The 2,054-nt window shown below is 71.5% G+C and carries 4 protein-coding genes; 2 read left to right on the plus strand and 2 right to left on the minus strand.

The genetic code is table 11. The features are described 5' to 3' along the window. Window positions 1–456: GAF domain-containing protein (locus H489_RS0119265; RefSeq protein ID WP_017887471.1), on the minus strand; the 456-nt coding region annotated here is incomplete at its 3' end. Continuing rightward, entirely contained in the window at window positions 449–1,255 is an 807-nt protein-coding gene (locus tag H489_RS36905; RefSeq protein WP_017887472.1) for a helix-turn-helix transcriptional regulator, read from the minus strand. The genes H489_RS36905 and H489_RS0119265, both read right to left, overlap by 8 nt. A gap of 184 nt (window positions 1,256–1,439) precedes the next feature. Here H489_RS36905 and H489_RS29900 point away from each other — a divergent pair, with 184 nt between their 5' ends. Further along, the gene (locus H489_RS29900) at window positions 1,440–1,772 is read left to right on the plus strand and encodes a hypothetical protein (protein WP_017887473.1); all 333 of its coding nucleotides are present in this window, start codon (window positions 1,440–1,442) and stop codon (window positions 1,770–1,772) included. After that, window positions 1,769–2,054 (plus strand): hypothetical protein (locus tag H489_RS38260; RefSeq protein ID WP_167578312.1); only part of this gene is annotated, 286 nt, incomplete at its 3' end. The genes H489_RS29900 and H489_RS38260, both read left to right, overlap by 4 nt.

A 2,054-nucleotide genomic window follows, 5' to 3' on the forward strand; every position in this document is an offset into this window, starting at 1 on the left:
CCGGCGGCTGACTGCTGAGGCGAGGGTCATGGCCTGGCGTACGGTGTCCTCCTCGATCGTCGCGGGCTGCGGGACGTACACGTCGATCGCGCCGAGCGGGAACGGCCCGAAGGCGACCGGGAAGGCGAAGACCGCGCCGACGGGTTCGCTCCGGACGGCTTCGTTGAAGGCTGGCCACGCGGCGTTCGGACGCTCCACCAGATCCGTCTCCAGCACCGGGGCATCGGTCGAGAGCGCGGCCCAGCACGGTCCCTCGGACAGGTCGAGCTGGATCTCGTCGATCCGGGTGGCGACCTCGTCGGTCGCGGACACGGTCTCGCTCGGGCACAGCTCACCGAAGGTCGAGATCGAGACACCGCCCATCGGCAGCGCGAGCGCGAACGGCCGACTGAGTTGGTCGTCGGCGACGTCCGCCGACCGGAGCGCACGGAGTGCACGCTCGAATGCGTCATCCATGGGCGCCTTCCCTGCCGTCTCTCGATCCTACGCGCTGGGCGGTGTCGGACGATCCGGACGGCGCAGGCACGTTCGGTGGTGGGCCGGCACGCCAGGCCGGGAGCTCGGCGGGCGGGTACGTCCCCTGCTCGTCCTGCACCCGGAGCATCGCGTCCAGGGCCACCAGCGTCACGCCGGAGGTCTCGCGCACCACCGTCCGCACCGCGTTGCCGAGCAGGAACGCCATCAGGTCCTCGCTGCCGCCGTCCGGCCGGTAGTCGCGCCATGGACCGGCCCCAGCACGCTGTAGCGCCCCGGCGAGCACCGTCTGGGGGTCGTCGACGTCCACCTCGCAGTCCAGCACCAGCCGGAAGCGCCGCTGGTTCCGGTCCGACAGGCTCGGCGCGCCGTCCTCGTCGTCCTCGCAGTCCTCGCCGTCCTCGGGCGCGAAGGAGCGCAGCGCCGACGAGGGCGCGATCCCGTAGGCCTCACGGAACGCCGCAGCCATCCGACCCGCGTTGCTGAACTGCCACCGCTGGGCGATCGCCGCGATGGTCCGCCGGTCGGGTGTACCGGATGCCGCCTGCAGGTCACGACGCACCCCCTCGAGCCGCACCGCGCGCAGGAAGGCGCCCGGCGTCTGCCCGATCTCCGTCCGGAACCGCTTCTGCAGACTCCGCGGCGACAGCTGGACCGCCGCGGCGACGTCCGTGACGGTGATGTGGGTCGTCGCGTGCTCCTGGACGAACCGGAGCGCGTCCCGCACAGCACGTGAGAGCCGAGGCGGGACGTCCCGTGCCGCACCGCTCCCGTCGTTCATGGGCCGACCGTACGGGAACCGTCCACGGTGCGTTGCCAGGACCCCGATCCCGGCCGCGGATGGTCCGCCAGACGCGGTCTGGTGTCAACCCCTGACGTGACGGGAAACGTCCTGTTGATACTGAAAGTGTCTCGTGCGCCGCTGGTCGAAGCAGTGCACCACATCGAACCGACAGGGAGGCGCGATGGGACACGCACAGGGAACCTCGACCATGGTCATCGACTCCGTCGTGCGACAGCAGGTCGTCCACACCGAACGGATCCGGGCACTCGCCCCGACGGACCCGACGGACATCCGGGTGCAGCCGGTCGACGCCGGGTGCTGGCGGGTCGTCGACGCTGCATCCGCCTGGGGGGACCCGGACATGCTCCTCGGCTGCGTCGAGCGCACTGTCGACGGGGTCGACTGCACGCTCGTGGCGACACTGCACGAACAGGAACGGCTTGCGAGCCTGCGGGACGCCCGCTCCTGGTTCGAGCAGCGATGCGGACAGCACCTCGACGAGGCACCGTGTTGACCGCGGTCCACGGGGACGACGCGGCCCGGACCGTCACCGCGCGGATCGACACCCAGCGCCGCCACAGCGAACGCTCCGGCACCGACCGGTCCTTCGCCGCGCGCGTGCTCGCCCAGGCCGGGCACGGTCGTGACGTCCGCTTCGACGTCGACGACGACAGTTCCCGGCTGCCCTTCCGGTTCCGGTACCGAACCCGCCGGGACGGATGCGTGAGCCTCGTCACGGCGTCGGCGACCTCCGGCTTCTCCGGGACCTTCGAACCCGTCGACCGCATCGTCGTCG

Origin of the sequence: Curtobacterium flaccumfaciens UCD-AKU, assembly GCF_000349565.1 — a bacterium.
GTDB classification, from domain to species: domain Bacteria; phylum Actinomycetota; class Actinomycetes; order Actinomycetales; family Microbacteriaceae; genus Curtobacterium; species Curtobacterium poinsettiae.